Raw genomic sequence first — 15255 nt, 5'->3', positions numbered from 1 at the left:
AATCCTCCTTTTTAGTTTGCATATTTTCTTTCGCCACGGAACTGAACCAGTGTTACAGCAAGAACCATTAAGAATAATACCATTGCTACCGCACTTGCATATCCCAGATTCCAGTTACGGAATGCTTCTTCATAAATGTGATAAACAAGTACCATCGCCTGGGAACTTACAATACCATTGGAACCTCCTGCCAGCATATAAACAATATCGTATACCTTAAAGCAGTTGATCGTCAGGATAATGGTTACAAAGAACGTTGTAGGCTGAAGCTGGGGCCAGGTAATGTACCGGAATTTTTGCCATGTGTTACAGCCGTCAAGGCCTGCCGCCTCATAAAGCTCGCCGTTAATTCCCTGCAAACCTGCCAGATATATAATCATATAATATCCCATGTTTTTCCAGACACTGAATAATATAATGGTAAACATGACCCAGTGGGGATCGGCTGCCCACTTGGGAAGACTTTTCGCATGGACACCCAGATTATAAAGAATCATATTAACCGGTCCGCTCTTCATGGGGCTGAATAACATGTTCCATACGGCCGCCACCGCAACTAATGATGCAACATAAGGAAAGAAACTGACCGTACGGAAAAAGTTTCTCCCTTTTATCTTCTGGTTTAAAACAACCGCTAATAAAAGAGCACACACAAGCGTTAAAGGAACCGTGGCTGCACAATAAACAATGGTGTTAATGAAAGATGCCTGAAATCTCGCATTCACAAACATAGCAACAAAATTACTAAGTCCTGCAAACTTCATAGAGCTGTTTCCATCCCATTCCATAAAAGCCAGAACAAAAGCAAAAATAATCGGTCCCAGCGTAAAGACTGCAAATCCAATAAAGTTGGGGGCTATGAAGGAGTAAGCAACCAGATTCCTCTTCTCCTGTCTTGTAAAGCGCTGTCCGGTACGGATTTTTTTAATATTTTCATCTATTTTTTCGATCTTCGCAATCAGGCTGTCACGTCTTCTATTGCTTCCAGTATCCGAAAGCAATAGACTTAACGAATCCCGCCGTTTTTGCAAAGCAGCGATTTTTTCCTGTTTTTGCGATTCTGTTATTGTCTTCGCCATTTTACTCTTCCTCCTTTTTCTATGTGCATCAGAAGTTTTTTAAATAAGGCGGGCTTTTGCTGCCCGCCTGTTTTATCATTTCAGATCTTTACTGACCTAAGATCGCACTGACTTTTTCATTCATTTCAGCAATTCCATCGTCAACGGACATACTTCCCGTCATAATGGCATCATGTGCTTCATTCAATACAATTTCAATTTCAGAACTCTTTTCATTCACAGGCATCTCCAGGTAAAGCTTTGAAGTGTTCAGTGCTTCTGTGCTGGTGGAATCATCTTTAGGGAATCCGTCTGCACTGGAAACCAGATCAGCAACAGTATCATTCATAACTGCTGGAATGGTTCCTGTAGCAGCCAGAATCTCTGCACCTTCCTTGCCGCTGGCAAAGTTGATGAATTCCCATGCAAGATCTTTATGAGGTGCATTGGAAGGAATGGCAAGAGACGTAATTGTTGCAAGAGTAGCCCCTGGTTCAACCCCTTCTGCGTGAGGATATTTTGCAATTCCCCAATTGGTACAGTCTGTATATTCACCAATACGGATCTTCTCCATAAGAGTTGAGATAAACCATGTTCCCATGTTCATGGTAGCAATATTTCCCTGTGCAAAAGCACCGGAATAATGTAAACCACTGGTTTTAAGTGTTGCATAATCCTGAGTAACGCCGTCTTCCTGCTCTTTTAACACCATGTCATAATATGGTTTTAAAAATTCATACTTTCCGTCTAAAATCGTATTTTTTCCGTCTAAAATACCAAAGAGCTGAACTGCTGATCTCCATGTATGGTAATGGGCACCGTAAACTTCCTGCCCTGGTGTTTCAACTGTGACACTTCTTACTAATTTATCATATTCCTCAAATGTCATATCATTGGTTGGATAAGCAACGCCTGCTTTGTCAAATAAATCTTTGTTATAGAACATTACCCAGAAATCATTCCGGAATGGAAGCTCATAAAGCTGATCTTTTACCGTTATCTGATCAGTAAGTCCTTTATACTGGGTCAGATCTACATTCGATGACTGGATATAGGCATCCAGAGGCTCTAATACTCCTTTGTTGACCAGTGTCATGTATCCAGGAACATCTTTTACCATTACAATATCAAAATCAGAGCCGCTTCCGGTTAACTCGGTGGCGAGAACAGTCGAATAATCGGTGGAGCCTAAATCTACCATTTCAATCTTCACATCTGGATGCGCTTTTTCATATGCGTCAATCAGCGGTTGATAGTAAGTCGTTGTGCTGATATCCCATACAGACCACTTTAAAGTTGTTCTGCCATCTGCTGATTTTGCTGCCTCCTGCTTTTTCGTTTCTTCCTTTGCTCCATCTGGAGAACCTGCGGTAGTCTCTTTCGTGCTTCCGGCGCAACCAGCAAGACTGGTTATTACCATGGCACAGGCCAGTAACAAACTTAGCTTTCTTTTTTTCATTGTAATCCCTCCTGATTTGTATTGATGAAAAAGTAAAAACCACATAAATTGCAGAAATTTACTATACTAAAATTATAAATGATATCTCTCCCATTAAGAATGGAATTTCTCTTGGAAAAGATTCACTATTTATTCATCGGCTTTTTTAAACTTTTCTAAACATGTAATTTCTTACGATAAACGGTAATATTTCTCTCTCTCGTATGTTATACCCTGTATTATAAAAAAACACCCCTGCTTTTTCATTGACATTTTACAAGAAATAGGCTAACTTTGTAGGTGAACCTATACCATAATACTGTAATAGGAAAGAAGGTACCTGTCTTTATCATGTTAAATAAGTTCATTCCAAAAACCATCCGGGGAAAACTCATGGCACTTACCGCCTCTCTGACCCTGCTTATTACCATTCTGACCACATCGGTCTGCTTCTCAGTTTTCCAGTCCTTTTTAAGGAAAAACCAGATCCAATCTGCCGAATTCAGCCTTCAAGTGGCAAATAATAACATAGCAGCCGACATGAAAGACATCATTTACTTTAGTAAATGGTGCTGTTCCAACGAAGCAATTCTTGACTATCTGGAAGCATTTAAAGATGAATCAAGACTTCCTACTGCGGATAAAGATACAGAAAACCTCCGGCCGCTGGCACTCTCCACCCACAACCGCTTAAAAGAAGAGTACTATAATACCCGGTCTAACGAATACATCTCCAGAGTGATCATTTCCTCTACCAATAAAAATAACTTCCTACAGATGTCCGCTTCCGCCAACAACTCTTCTGGCTATGCTGCAACGATCATCAAAGAACAACCCTTTTATTCCCACTTGTATGAGTCAGGGGATTTTCTATGGGAAGGCATGATTGAAGATCCATTTTCTAAAATCAGCAAAGATACGTTTCTGCCGATTGTGCGCCCTATTTATAATAAATTTAATTCCAAGATCATTGGCTGGAACTATGTGGAGGTCTCCTCCAAACTTTTTACTGATTATCTGTCTTCCTATCCTCTTGCAGGCGACAGTGTGCTCCTTTTGACTATGGGAAATAAAACCTATGATTTTCATTCCGGAAGATGGGAGGAAACCCAAATTCCCTACAAGGATCCGATTCCCATGTCGGAAAATGAATCCCTCTCTGAAGGTACCCGGGTATTTTCTGCTACAGGTGAAGACGGAAGAAAACGGATCATTGTAGAACGGCAGATAGACGGGATGAATGGTCTGCATCTGTCACAGATCCTGTCTGAACAGCAGTTTCAACAGCAGAAAAAACTGTACATGCTTCTGATTCTTGGAATATGCCTGATTATTGTTTCTTTAGGAATTTTGTTAACGTTTCTTTTGAACCGGATTATTATGGGACCGATTCGCAAATTAAGTAATAAGATTGACAAAATCTCCGGGGGAGACTTTTCAAGGGATTTTACAATTGAATGGGATCATGAACTTGGGCAGATTGGAAGCGGAATTAACCAGATGTCCGGGAATATTCTCCATTTACTGGACAAGAAACTGGCTGATGAGAAACAGAAAAAGGATTTGGAATATCAGATTCTCCAAAGTCAGATCAATCCTCACTTTTTATACAATACACTCAATTCCATCAAATGGATGGCGACCATACAAAATGCATCCGGAATTGCAGATATGACCACGGCTCTGGCAAGGCTTCTTAAAAATGTATCAAAAGGAACCGCCTCTCTCATTCCTCTGCGGGAAGAGCTTGCGCTTGTAAAAGACTATTTTCTTATTCAGCAGTACCGCTACGGAGGCAGTGTCTCCATTGAATACGACATAGAATCCGAAGACTTATATGAATGTGAGATACACCGTTTTTCCCTACAGCCTATTATTGAAAATGCTCTGTTCCATGGAATTGAGCCGACAAAGACTGCAGGTCAGATTAAAGTTTCTGCCAAAACAGAAGGCATTGCCGGGGAAAAAATTCTCAGAGTTGATATTACAGATAATGGGGTAGGAATGAGTGAGGAAATGATCCGGCAGGTATTATGCAGCGATGCCGGTAATGACAGCCGGACCGAATTCTTCCAACATGTCGGTATCAGCAATGTAAATAAACGGATTCAATATGATTTTGGTTCTGAATACGGTATAACCATAACAAGCAAACCAGGATCATTTACTACCATGACGATTCGCATTCCATATGTACTTCATTCAGATAACCAGTCAGCAGAAAGGTGAGCTTATGAAGAAATTATTAATTGCAGATGATGAACCTCTGGTTCAGATTGGAATAAAATCCATGTTAAATTGGGCAGATTACGGGATCGAGATCTGTGGAACTGCCATGAATGGAAAGAACGCACTTGAAATGATTGCTGAATATTCGCCGGAGATTATCATTTCGGATATCCGAATGCCCATTATGAACGGCCTGGAACTGGCAAAAACCAGCAGGGAAACTTATGGAAAGATTCCTCTTTTTATCTTTTTAACCAGTTACGAAGAGTTCCAGCTTATTAAAGAAGCCATGGCTTATGAAGCAGTGGATTATCTGATCAAGTTGGAACTGAATGCCGAATCCTTATCGGTAGCAATAAAGAAAGCCCTTTCCCGTCTGGATACTCTGCAGGTATCCCAGGAATATAAGAATTCAGGGCGTCCCCTTTTGCAGAGTTATTACGAAAAGTTTTTTATGCGTCTTTTACATAATCTGTTTGAAAGCGATGAACAGTTCTGGCTTCAATCCAAAGATTTAAAACTGAATTTTCAGGAACATTGCTATTTTGTTGCATTTTGTGAGATACGGGAAGACGGGAACCGGGATCTGGATTATGCCAAGTTAATGAATCTTTATAACAGTACCTTACAGATGGCAAAAGAAATCATAGGAAAACACCTTCCTGCCTATGTGATTTCTCTGGATATGAAACACTTTGCAGCCGTATTCCATCTGCCGGAATCAACGGATTTTAAAGAAGATATGATTTCTAATTGTTTTCGCAATACGGCAGAAATGGTGCATAACTATTTTAACGTGACACTGTTTACAGGCGTTGGCAGTCCGGTGTCACAGCCTTTAAAAATCAGTGATTCCTATCAGGAAGCGCGGCAGGCATTTTTTAAAGCTTCCGTACAGACCCCTGCTGTGATCTTTACTCCCGCTGACATCGCTTCCATGCGCAATGCCTTTAATATCTCTGTCTTTAAAAATGAGATCACAAAAGCTTTTAACGAGTTTGATACAGATGTGCTCTACAGAACTCTGAATGAAATCATTGAATTGTTCGAATCCAACCCTATGCGGTTTTCCCAGGCAGCCGATGGAGCATGTAACATTCTATATCTTGCCCTTTCTCTTCTGCCCGATGGAGAAAAGAACATGACAGAGATATTTTCCTCTTATAATGATGGATATCGTTCCATTTACCGTTTTACCAATGTGACACAAATAGCGGAATGGATGACTTTATTCCGGGATGGTCTGTGCAATGTACTGAAATCCAAGCGAAAGACTTATAAAGCCCACGTAATCACCAATGTACAGAAATATATCAACAATCATATTGATGAAAAACTAAGTTTAAATGAAGTCGCAGGAATATTTGGATTAAGTCCCAACTATTTGAGCATCCTTTTTAAGAAAAACTGTGAACTTGGCTTTTCTGAGTATATTGCTCAGGCAAAGATACAAAAAGCAAAAAATCTGCTTTTGGAACAGGATATGAAGATTTACGAGGCGGCTGACCAGCTTGGATTTGAAAGTGCCTTCTATTTCAGTAAAGTCTTTAAAAAAGTCACTGGAATATCCCCTCGTGAATTCATCCATCAGAATACAATCACAACTTACGAAAAAGAATAAGGAGCATGTATCATGATTACAGAACTGGCTAACAATGTGAACCTAACAAGATCCTGTTTTACCCCTTATCCCACTGCCTCTGACCGCATGGAATGGGAACAGCTCTCTGGCGAGTTGAAAGAACAACTGATAAAATCCGGGGAAAAATACCTTCATTTTGAATATCCCTCTCTCACTGCCACTGATTTTATGGAATTTTCCAGAACGGGAAACCGTCAGCAGTTTGAGGAAAAACAGTTTTTAAGGAGAATCGCTCTTAATGCGCTTGTTCTGGCTGAATGTGTAGAATATAAAGGTCGTTTTCTGGATGATATTATTAATGGCCTCTATCTGATCTGTGAAGAAAATGCGTGGCAGCTCCCACCTCATAATTCCTATATCCGGGACACGCCCCAATTCATTCTTCCAGATGTTACAAAACCTGTGATTGATTTATTTGCCGCGGAAACCGCTTCCGTGCTTTCCATCGCTGAATATCTCCTGCGTCAGGAACTCTGTGAAATCAGTCCGTTTCTTTCAAAAATGATCAATAAAAATCTGGAAGAACGAATCTTCACGCCTTATATGCAAGAGCATTTCTGGTGGATGGGGGATGGAATCAGCAAACTAAATAACTGGACCGTGTGGTGCACCCAGAACATTCTTCTTTCTGCCCTTTCCAGAGATCTTCCAGAGAAAGTAAAAGAAGAAATTCTTAAAAAAGCCGCAAAAAGCATTGATTATTTCCTGGCTGAATACGGTCAGGATGGCTGCTGCGATGAAGGTGCCCATTATTACCGCCATGCAGGTCTGTGTTTGTTTAACTGTCTGGAGATACTTAATGAAGTAGGAAATCAGGCATTTGTTTCTGCTTATGAGGATGAAAAGATTAAAAATATTGCTTCCTTTATTTTAAATGTTCATGTGGATGATATTTATTATGTGAATTTCGCTGACTGTTCTCCCGTAGCCGGAAGATGCGGAGCAAGAGAATTTTTGTTCGGAAAAAGAACCAGGAACAAAGACTTGATGCGTTTCGCTGCATCCGATTATCAAAATAGTGAAGATCCCTTAACTCTTGACGAACACAATCTTTTTTACCGCCTTCAAACCATATTTACCCATAAGGAGATGATGTCTTATGAGAAGAATCCTGCCATTTTCCATAAAGATATCTGGTATGAAAGCGTCGGTATCTTCATTGCCAGAGATGACCGCCTATGTCTCGCAGTAAAGGCAGGCAATAACAATGACAGCCACAATCACAACGATACCGGAAGTTTTACCGTATATAAACAGGGGCTTCCTCTTCTTATTGATGTAGGTGTCGAAACCTATACCAAAAAAACGTTTTCCCCGCAGCGTTATGAGATCTGGACGATGCAGTCTCAATATCATAATCTTCCTACCTTTTTTGATGGTGAGAAAAAAATTATGCAAAAAAACGGAGCACACTACCATGCAAGAGACGTTTCCTATCATTTGGGATCAGATGAATGCAGCATCTCCATGGATTTAGCTTCTGCTTATCCAGACAAGCGGATCCATTCTTATCTGCGAACTGCCACAATCACTAAAGGAAACGGTATTGTAATAAGCGATCATTACAATGGGGAGCTTATGCCTCCTGTGCTCTCTCTTCTCTGTTATGAGGAACCAGCCATTACAGGAAGCTCGATTGCAATTGGTTCCCTGGGCAACGTTACAATCGAAGGTTTTTCTTCTATTCAAATGGAAACCATTCCAATTACCGATAATCGTTTAAAGACTGCCTGGAAACATGACTTATACCGTTTGCTAATTAAAATGGAAAAACAAGACCTCACGATTACCCTATCTTAATCAGAATACAAGCCTCAAAAAAGAGAAGTGCTTCTTCATTACAAGAAATACTTCTCTTTTTTTATGCCATTTAGTAATTTAAGTTTATTTTGTCTCTAACAAACTTGAGACTTTATACATATGATATGTTATAAAGGAAAAAAGACCTTTATAAAGATTTATGCACCTACAAAATATCATACAAGAAATATTACACCTTGACAGGAGGGAGTTATAATGAATAATTGTAGAGATTGGGACAGTAATCGCTACGGTTGTGGCGGCGGTAACGGTGGCGGCGGCGTAGGTCCTCAGGGACCAAGAGGATGCCCTGGACCAACTGGACCAACCGGACCAAGAGGCTGTCCCGGACCAATGGGACCAATGGGACCTAGAGGATTTCAGGGACCTCCCGGACCACAGGGACCAATCGGACCCGTTGGGCCTCAGGGACCCGTCGGACCTCAGGGACCTCAGGGAATTCAGGGACCAACCGGACCTACCGGACCTCAGGGATTACAAGGACAGCAGGGACCTCAGGGAATCCAGGGACCAACTGGACCTATCGGACCTCAGGGACCATCCGGTGCCCAGGGGCCACAGGGACCTATCGGACCGACTGGACCTCAGGGACTAACAGGCGCTCAGGGACCTCAGGGTCTTATTGGACCAACAGGCGCTCAGGGACCACAGGGTCTTATCGGACCGACCGGACCTCAGGGACCTCAGGGTCTTATTGGACCGACCGGACCTCAGGGACTTCAGGGAATCGCTGGACCTGCCGGAGCAACCGGACCTCAGGGACCTCAGGGAATTGCCGGACCTACCGGACCTCAGGGGCCTCAGGGAATTGCCGGACCTACCGGACCTCAGGGACCGCAAGGACTTATTGGACCGACTGGACCTCAGGGGCTCATTGGACCAACTGGACCCGCTGGTCTTGCTGGTGCTACAGGACCAATTGGACCTGCCGGTGCTACCGGACCGATTGGGCCTACTGGTGATACAGGACCTATCGGACCGACTGGTCTTGCTGGTTCTACAGGACCAATTGGACCTATCGGCGCTACCGGACCGATTGGACCGACCGGTGCTACTGGACCGATTGGACCGACCGGCGATACAGGACCTATCGGACCGACTGGCCTTGCCGGAGAAACAGGACCGACTGGACCGACCGGTGCTACTGGACCAACTGGACCACCTGCTCTTCTTGGCGGATTCCAGGCACAGTTTACACCAGTTGCTGCTGGAACCCAGGTTGCCAGCGGAAGCCCTGTTCTATTTAACACTATCTTAAATAACCAGAGTCCTAACATTGTTTATGATCCGGCTACTGGCACTGCAACAATCAGTGCTGCTGGCAACTACTATGTGACCTGGTGGGTATCTACAGACGGTGCTGGTCCATCCACCTTTGTAGACTTTACTATTCAGGTTAATGGCGGCGGCGGCGTATCTGCAAGTTCACCAATTGTAAGCGGTCAGTTAAGTGGCACAGCTTTTATCACCGTAGGAGTAGCTCCTGCAACGATTCAGCTTGTTAATACAACTGGTCAACCCGTTTTCTATGGTGCAACTCCGGTACTTGCAAACCTCTCTATCATAGAACTGGCATAACCACTACGCACCCGTCCGAAAATATTCCACAGAAAAATATGCGCCGGAATCTAAAGTTCCGGCGCATATTATTTATTCTGTCACATCAAAGGTGCAAACAGCCTTAATGCCCGTCCTGCAAACCTTTCATACCATGGAAATCTGGAAATAATATCTTCATCAATCTTTCTGCAGCAGGCTAATGTATTCTGAAAATCACGTTCAATGTCTTTCACCACCTCGTTGCAATATAGATACACCGCACATTCAAAATGAAGATACAGACTGCGAAAGTCCATATTAATGGTTCCTACCACAGCCTTTGTGTTGTCACTGCTAAAAACCTTTGCATGAACAAATCCCGGCATATACTCGTATATATGAACTCCAGCACGGATCAATTCTCTGTAATGGGATCTTGCCAGAAGGAACGCATACCTCTTATCCGGGATCCCCGGCATAATTATAACGGTCTCCACTCCACGCTTCGCTGCAAAGGTCAGAGCTTTTACCATACCATAATCCAAAATCAGATATGGGGTCATAATATGTACATACCGGGTGGCAGAATGAATGATATTCAGATAAACCTGCTCTCCTACATTCTCCCCATCCAAAGGATTATCGGCATATGGAACTGCAAATCCATCCATGTTCAGTTCCAATGGATAAAAATACTCCGGATCTCTTAAATATCTGCTATAATCGTCTGGCTCTTTCTCGGAAATATTCCACATCTCCAAAAACATCATGGTAAAGCTGACTGCCGCATCTCCCTTTAACATAATTCCCGTATCTTTCCAATGACCAAACCGAACCTTTCGGTTAATATATTCATCCGCCAGATTCATACCTCCGGTGAAGGCGGTATGCCCGTCCACCACCACAATCTTCCGATGATCCCGGTTATTCTGGTACGTTGTAAGTGCAGGTTTCACAGGAGAAAACTCCTTTGCATGAATTCCCTTTTCTTTCAATTCACCTGTATATCCATGAGGAAGAAGAGTAATCGAGCACATTCCGTCATAAAGCAGCCGGACCTCCACTCCCTCCTTCACCTTTCTCTCCAGAATCTCCAGAATTTCGTTCCACATCTCTCCACGTTCAATAATAAAAAATTCCAAAAAAATAAAACGTTCTGCCTGCTCCAACTCTCTTTTCATCGCTTCAAACATTACTTCCCCAACTGGAAAATAAGAGGCATTGGTATTGCCATAAGCCGGATAGTGGGAAGTATTCTTCACAAACCGTGCAAGGTTTGCATTGTGCACACTGATTCCCGACAAACGTTCCATGACACGAGGGGATTGGGACAGATAAGGCTCCGTTTTCTCCCGATTAACTTTTAGTTTTTTATCAATGAGTTTTCCTATAATCTGAAACTGAACAAAAAGATAAAAAAACATTCCAAACACTGGAAAAGCAGCAATCGGTATCATCCATGACAGCTTAAAAGCTGGGTTTTCTTCCTTGTTAAGAATGTAAATAATGATCAATGCACTAAGAAGGGTAAAGGCACCGTAAAAATATGTAATATAGCGGTTTAAGAACCGGTATGCCGCTAAGAATATGGCAATCTGAGCGATCAGTGCCACAATTCCAAATGTGGTTCTTCCAAAAACAACCCGCATCATTCCCCTGATTTGTTTCATCTTTGCAACCTCCGTAGGCAAGTCCATATCTCTTACTGTGATTCTTCTAGTTTAACACAAATACAATTGGAAATAAAGTACCAAATGACTTACTTCTTGAATTACCATTCTGTTTACAGTATAATAAAAAGATAATAATTATTATCAAAAGGAGACCGTTTATGGAGAAATCAAAGGTTTATTATACGAATTTTCACACGACATTTCGGGAAAACATTCCACAGAAACTGGCACGGTTATTAAAAACAGCAGGGATGCTGGATCAAATTGATTTCCAGAACAAATACACTGCAATTAAGATTCATTTTGGTGAATTAGGCAATCTTTCATTTCTTCGCCCCAACTATGCAAAGGTGGTAGCTGATCTTGTGAAATCCCAGGGAGGAAAAGTTTTTTTAACAGACTGTAATACCCTCTATGTAGGCAGCCGGAAAAACGCACTGGACCATCTGGATACTGCTTATGAAAATGGATTTTCTCCTTTCTCCACCGGCTGTCATGTTTTAATTGCAGATGGACTGAAAGGAACGGACGAAGCTCTTGTTCCTTTAAATGGAGAGTACATAAAAGAAGCCAAAATCGGCAGAGCTGTTATGGATGCTGATATCTTTATTTCCCTGACACATTTTAAAGGGCATGAAAGTACCGGATTCGGAGGGACCCTTAAAAATATTGGAATGGGCTGCGGATCAAGAGCAGGAAAGATGGAGATGCACAATGCAGGAAAGCCTTATGTGGAGCCAGACACCTGCATTAGCTGCCATGCCTGTGAAAAGAACTGTGCTCACAGTGCCATTACCTTTAAGGAGAAAAAAGCATTTATTAACCATGACTTCTGTGTGGGATGCGGTCGCTGTATCGGTGTCTGCCCCGTAGATGCGGTTAAATCCAATTGCGATGAATCCAACGACATCTTAAACTGTAAAATAGCAGAATACACCCAGGCTGTTATCAAAGACCGCCCTAATTTTCACATCAGTCTGGTTATGGATGTGTCCCCTTACTGTGACTGCCATTCTGAAAATGATATCCCGATTATTCCTGACGTGGGAATGTTTGCATCCTTTGACCCGGTGGCACTGGATATTGCCTGTGCCGATGCAGTAAACCGCCAGCCTGTCATGGCAGGAAGTATTTTAGAAAAACACGGCAGCCATCATCACGATCACTTTAAAGACACTCACCCCAACACCAACTGGCTCTCTTCTATTGAGCATGGAGTGAAAATCGGTCTTGGCAGCTCAGAATATGAATTAATTACACTTTGATAAAAAGGGAAGTGCTGGTCTGCACTTCCCTTTTTAATCTTTCTCATGAAACCGGAATGTTCCCGCCTCACTTAATGGGACTTTGTCCTTTCCAATCTGCCACACCGATATCTTGGCATCCTCTGCTTTGCTTTCCGAAATACCTTTGGCTATAATTAATTCCGGAGATACAAAGGTAGTCTCCACCGTCTTTCCATCCAGACAGATCTTCGAATAAGTAGTAAAATTAGTTCCGTAAACCGATATATCAGAATCATTATAAACCACACGGTCCATAGTAATCTTGTCAATTCCCATTTGTAGGTCTGTAGGAAGATAAGGATTCTTTCTGCCGTAAACCTCATGGCTTCCATACAATATATCATATTGCAGAGTCTTCATATCCTCCAGATAGCTTTCCTCTTTGCCACCAGGATCATTTAAGTATTTCTGATGAAACCTCATCATGGTTCCTTCGTGGATATTCAGCATATCCAGTACATGTGCTGCAAGCTGATATGCCTCCACATCCTGCTTCACCTGCGGAAGATCCATATTGTTCCATACAACATATTCCGTCTGGAACAAAGATTGATTTTTCATCTCCTCTTCGGACCATTCAAAACCGGGCAGATGATCTCCATAAAGAACCAGGACTGTAGGTTCTTTCCTCACTTTTAACGCATCCACCAAAGAACGGACAAATTCATCCATTTCACTAATCTGCTGACAATAATATTCAAAACTCGGATATTTTCCATGACCTTGTACGGAAATCGTATAGATATAATCGGGGCCCTGAGTTGAATCTAAAGTCTTTATAATCTCTCCGGTCAGAATCTTATCTTTACACCAGCCTGTGGGATTCCGTTCAATATCATTCATATATTCAATGGGAGTAAAGCTGTCAAAACCAAGCTGTGAAAATACACGGTTTCTGTCATAAAAAGTTGCTTCATTGTTATGTATCGCATGGGCTGTATATCCAATATCCTTTAAATCATAAGCAACGCTTTCTGAAGTAGTCTTCTTTAGTACGGTTTTATAAGGATATTCACCAGGTCCGAAAAAGTCCAGATTCATTCCGGTAATGGACTCAAACTCTGTATTCGCAGTTCCTGCTCCCACCACAGGAACAGTCAGATAACCTCCAGGGTTCTCCTTTTGCAGTTGATGAAAAAAGGGAATCGGATCTTCTTTTACAGGGTTTTTCATCCATAATTCAGGGTCAAAAAATGATTCCAGTTGAACCATAATAATATTAGGTTTTGTATTCTCTTTCAGTAAATAAACATTTTCCGGAACCAGTTCTTCCTCCCGGATCTCTTCCATGGTTTCATTATCATAATCTTCCGGTTTGGATATTCCGGTATTAAAAACAGAATTAGAAAAACAATAAGGAAATCCAAAACTTTTAAAAGCATCACCAATATTGCCAAAATGCACTGCAACCAGCCCTGTTTTCATGGACAGGCTGGTCATTCCGATTACACCTGCCACACAGATTCCAATTAAAATCACCCCAGATCCATGCCTTACCCTCTCCCCGGATACAGGAGCTTTCTTCCATACAAATACCAGGCACAAAACAGCAACGGCAATTCCTAAAACGATCATCACAATCTGAAACCATGTAAAATAAACTGTCACAAGGTTCATGGCATATTTTACAAGCCGGAAATCTGCCGCCGTAAACGGGGTTGTCCTGAAAATAAGAAGAATTCCGTTCACTACTCCTAAAAAAAACCATACCATGGAAACAGCAATACAGGTAAACACCTTTCTTTTTGTTATGAATACAATCGTATACGGAAGCGCAATAATCACTGTATTTAAAAGAAAAACAAAAAAATCCTCCAACAGATAAGAGCCAAGGCTTATCAGGGATTTTCTTGCGGCAAGTTCCACTAATACATTTACCAGAGCAGACAGAACCAAAAGCTTCCCGAGCCATCTGACATATATCTTCATAATATACCTCTTTGTATTGTAATTCTTTTGAGTCGGCTCTAGTCTACCACATTTTACGGGAAATTTACACACTTTTTTTTAAAAAGCATAAAATGGCAAAAACAGGGACCGGAAAGACCGGTCCCATAATCAGTTATCCTTATTCTTTGGTAGATTCAAATGCCTCTTCACTTACTTTATTAATCCCGGCAGCAGAATCACATTCTTCCTCAACAACATATTCTTCCACTTGTGTGAAAGCCTCATTCTCTGCTTCCTGTGCCTTTTGTGTCTCTTTAACAGGAGCGCCGCACTTTCCACAGTAAAAAGAATTCTTGGGAACCTTTGCTCCGCATTCTGCGCAGATACGGGTTCCTTCGCTTTGGGTCAATTCAATCTCCAGAGCGGCAATTCTCTCCCGGCTGGCTCTTACTGCCTCATATGCCTTTGCGTACACTTCCTCTGGCATACTATTGGATTCATAAAACTGTTTTCCTATAGCTGCATATGCCTCTTCCAGTTTGGTCCTCTCTGTACTAATCTGTGTCTTCAACTGTATTGTCTCAGTCAGTGCTTTCGCCTTGGTTGCAACCTCTTTGCCGGTATCACTGAGGGTCTTCCCCAGCTCTTCAAAAAATGCCATCCGTGATTCCTCCTTTGA

10 protein-coding genes are annotated in these 15255 nt (G+C 42.0%); 5 read left to right on the top strand and 5 right to left on the bottom strand.

Annotated features, from left to right (window positions below):
- Positions 1–11 precede the first annotated feature (11 nt).
- Both FAY33_RS00585 and FAY33_RS00580 read right to left on the bottom strand, forming a co-directional pair.
- Positions 12–1079 carry a sugar ABC transporter permease gene (locus tag FAY33_RS00585; protein WP_207705986.1) on the bottom strand — a complete coding sequence of 356 codons (1068 nt, stop codon included), beginning with the start codon at positions 1077–1079 and terminating at the stop codon, positions 12–14.
- An 88-nt stretch (positions 1080–1167) separates the two neighbouring features.
- Positions 1168–2517, bottom strand: a complete 1350-nt coding sequence (locus FAY33_RS00580; RefSeq protein WP_143318826.1) for a sugar ABC transporter substrate-binding protein — start codon at positions 2515–2517, stop codon at positions 1168–1170.
- A gap of 330 nt (positions 2518–2847) precedes the next feature.
- Between FAY33_RS00580 and FAY33_RS00575 the strand changes: the two genes are divergently transcribed.
- The 4 genes from FAY33_RS00575 to FAY33_RS20030 all read left to right on the top strand — a co-directional run bounded on the left by FAY33_RS00575 (position 2848) and on the right by FAY33_RS20030 (position 9766).
- Positions 2848–4725, top strand: coding sequence for a sensor histidine kinase (locus tag FAY33_RS00575; RefSeq protein ID WP_143318825.1), 1878 nt, complete (start codon positions 2848–2850; stop codon positions 4723–4725).
- Positions 4726–4729: 4 nt separating this feature from the next.
- On the top strand, positions 4730–6346 hold the full coding sequence (locus tag FAY33_RS00570; protein ID WP_143318824.1) for an AraC family transcriptional regulator: 1617 nt from the start codon (positions 4730–4732) through the stop codon (positions 6344–6346).
- Between the two features lie 12 nt (positions 6347–6358).
- Complete coding sequence (locus FAY33_RS00565; RefSeq protein ID WP_143318823.1) at positions 6359–8167, top strand: heparinase II/III family protein; 1809 nt, start codon at positions 6359–6361, stop codon at positions 8165–8167.
- A gap of 216 nt (positions 8168–8383) precedes the next feature.
- Positions 8384–9766, top strand: a complete 1383-nt coding sequence (locus tag FAY33_RS20030) for a hypothetical protein (protein ID WP_143318822.1) — start codon at positions 8384–8386, stop codon at positions 9764–9766.
- Between the two features lie 80 nt (positions 9767–9846).
- Here the strand turns inward: FAY33_RS20030 and cls are convergent, their stop codons facing one another.
- Positions 9847–11397, bottom strand: coding sequence for a cardiolipin synthase (gene cls / locus FAY33_RS00555; protein WP_143318821.1), 1551 nt, complete (start codon positions 11395–11397; stop codon positions 9847–9849).
- Between the two features lie 161 nt (positions 11398–11558).
- On the opposite strand from cls, the gene FAY33_RS00550 reads away from it, so the two are divergent.
- Complete coding sequence (locus FAY33_RS00550) at positions 11559–12665, top strand: DUF362 domain-containing protein (protein ID WP_143318820.1); 1107 nt, start codon at positions 11559–11561, stop codon at positions 12663–12665.
- A 33-nt stretch (positions 12666–12698) separates the two neighbouring features.
- Here the strand turns inward: FAY33_RS00550 and FAY33_RS00545 are convergent, their stop codons facing one another.
- Both FAY33_RS00545 and FAY33_RS00540 read right to left on the bottom strand, forming a co-directional pair.
- On the bottom strand, positions 12699–14615 hold the full coding sequence (locus FAY33_RS00545; protein ID WP_143318819.1) for an LTA synthase family protein: 1917 nt from the start codon (positions 14613–14615) through the stop codon (positions 12699–12701).
- Between the two features lie 139 nt (positions 14616–14754).
- Positions 14755–15237, bottom strand: coding sequence for a zinc ribbon domain-containing protein (locus tag FAY33_RS00540; RefSeq protein WP_143318818.1), 483 nt, complete (start codon positions 15235–15237; stop codon positions 14755–14757).
- Between the last annotated feature and the right edge of the window lie 18 nt (positions 15238–15255).

It is taken from the genome of Clostridium sp. HBUAS56010, from assembly GCF_007115105.1.
Taxonomy (GTDB): domain Bacteria; phylum Bacillota; class Clostridia; order Lachnospirales; family Lachnospiraceae; genus Lacrimispora.
The sequence above is the reverse complement of the archived record's forward strand: the minus strand, read 5'-3'. Positions and strand labels throughout refer to the sequence as shown.

Bases quoted from the DNA above. Each gene is read 5' to 3' on its own strand.
- FAY33_RS00580 (WP_143318826.1), bottom strand. From the start codon at position 2,517: ATGAAAAAAAGAAAGCTAAGTTTGTTACTGGCCTGTGCCATGGTAATA.
- FAY33_RS00545 (WP_143318819.1), bottom strand. From the start codon at position 14,615: ATGAAGATATATGTCAGATGGCTCGGGAAGCTTTTGGTTCTGTCTGCT.
- FAY33_RS00585 (WP_207705986.1), bottom strand. From the start codon at position 1,079: ATGGCGAAGACAATAACAGAATCGCAAAAACAGGAAAAAATCGCTGCT.
- cls (WP_143318821.1), bottom strand. From the start codon at position 11,397: ATGAAACAAATCAGGGGAATGATGCGGGTTGTTTTTGGAAGAACCACA.
- FAY33_RS00565 (WP_143318823.1), top strand. From the start codon at position 6,359: ATGATTACAGAACTGGCTAACAATGTGAACCTAACAAGATCCTGTTTT.
- FAY33_RS00570 (WP_143318824.1), top strand. From the start codon at position 4,730: ATGAAGAAATTATTAATTGCAGATGATGAACCTCTGGTTCAGATTGGA.
- FAY33_RS00540 (WP_143318818.1), bottom strand. From the start codon at position 15,237: ATGGCATTTTTTGAAGAGCTGGGGAAGACCCTCAGTGATACCGGCAAA.
- FAY33_RS00575 (WP_143318825.1), top strand. From the start codon at position 2,848: ATGTTAAATAAGTTCATTCCAAAAACCATCCGGGGAAAACTCATGGCA.
- FAY33_RS20030 (WP_143318822.1), top strand. From the start codon at position 8,384: ATGAATAATTGTAGAGATTGGGACAGTAATCGCTACGGTTGTGGCGGC.
- FAY33_RS00550 (WP_143318820.1), top strand. From the start codon at position 11,559: ATGGAGAAATCAAAGGTTTATTATACGAATTTTCACACGACATTTCGG.